1 protein-coding gene and 1 other annotated feature are annotated in these 1,319 nt (G+C 56.6%); the gene reads left to right on the top strand.

The genetic code is table 11. The annotated features are described in order from the left end of the window. Positions 1–44 precede the first annotated feature (44 nt). Positions 45–1,294, top strand: a protein-coding gene (locus EDF71_RS24865) for an IS3 family transposase (protein ID WP_133859194.1) whose coding sequence is annotated in 2 segments (ribosomal slippage) — positions 45–336 and positions 336–1,294 — 1,251 coding nt in all. Because the reading frame shifts where the segments join, the coding sequence is not laid out codon by codon here. Further along, positions 326–442: a sequence feature (AL1L pseudoknot), on the top strand. It overlaps the preceding gene by 117 nt. Positions 1,295–1,319: the final 25 nt, after the last annotated feature.

Here is a 1,319-nt window from a genome sequence, read left to right as displayed (position 1 = left end):
CACACCGGATTCCGTGGAGGCTCAACTCCTGAGAGGATTGAGTCATGAACAACAAACCCAATAAATTTCCCGCCGAGGTCCGCGAGCGTGCAATCTGCTTGGTACAAGAGTGCCGGGCAAACTATGCGTCGCTGTGGGCAGCGTGCGAATCGATTGCCCCCAAGATGGGCTGCTCGGTCAGCACCTTGCATGGTTGGGTACAGCGTGTTGAGGTGGATGCGGGTTTGCGCCCGGGGTTAACCACCGATGAGCGTGAACGCCTCAAGCAGCTTGAGCGGGAAGTCAAAGAGCTACGCCGCGCCAATGACATATTGAAGGCTGCGAGTGCTTTTTTTGCCCAGGCGGAGCTGGACCGTCGCATCAAGAGCTGATTGACTTCGTTGATAAGCACCGCGATGCCTACGGGGTCGAGCCAATTTGCAGGCTGCTGCAGATTGCCCCGTCAGGTTACAGGCGCAGGGTTCAGCAAAGAGCCTGCCCCTGGTTGCGCAGCAAGCGCAGCCAGTCAGACGACGAACGTTGCCACCATATACAGAGTGTTTGGCACGCCAACTGGCAGGTCTATGGGGCTGTCAAAGTCTGGAAACAGCTGCACCGCGAAGGTATCCCTGTTGCACGCTGTACGGTGCAGCGCCTGATGCGTAGGCTGGGATTGGAAGGAGCGCGCAGAGGCAAGAAAGTGCGCACCACGCAGCCCAATGCTGCCCGGCCATGCCCGCTGGACTTGGTCAATCGCCAGTTCAACGCACAGCGCCCAAACCAGCTGTGGGTTGCTGACTTCACCTATGTATCGACTTGGCAAGGCCATATGTTCGTGGCCTTTGTGATTGACGTCTATGCCCGCCGGATTGTGGGCTGGCGGGTCAGCAGCCATATGCGCACCGACTTTGTGGTCGATGCACTGGAGCAAGCCCTCTATGCTAGGCAACCTGCGCCGCACAATGGCGGGTTGATACATCACTCCGACAAGGGGAGCCAATACGTATCTTTGCGCTACACCGAGCGCCTAGTAGAGGCAAGGCTGATGCCCTCCGTAGGTAGTACCGGCGATTCCTACGACAACGCGCTGGCTGAGACCATTAACGGCTTATACAAAACGGAGGTTATCTACAAACGAGGGCCATGGAAAACGCGTGAATCATTGGAGCTTGCAACACTTCAATGGGTTCATTGGTTTAACCACGACAGACTGCTAGAACCCATAGGGCATATACCGCCAGCAGAAGCTGAGGCAAACTACTGGCGGCACGTTGCCCAAACTGTGCAGGCTGACACCTGTACTTCAACTAACTAGCCTCCACCAAAACCGGTGTGATTCA

Origin of the sequence: Comamonas sp. JUb58, assembly GCF_004364775.1 — a bacterium.
Classification (GTDB): Bacteria; Pseudomonadota; Gammaproteobacteria; order Burkholderiales; family Burkholderiaceae_C; genus Comamonas.
This window is presented reverse-complemented; position numbering and strand designations above follow the sequence as displayed.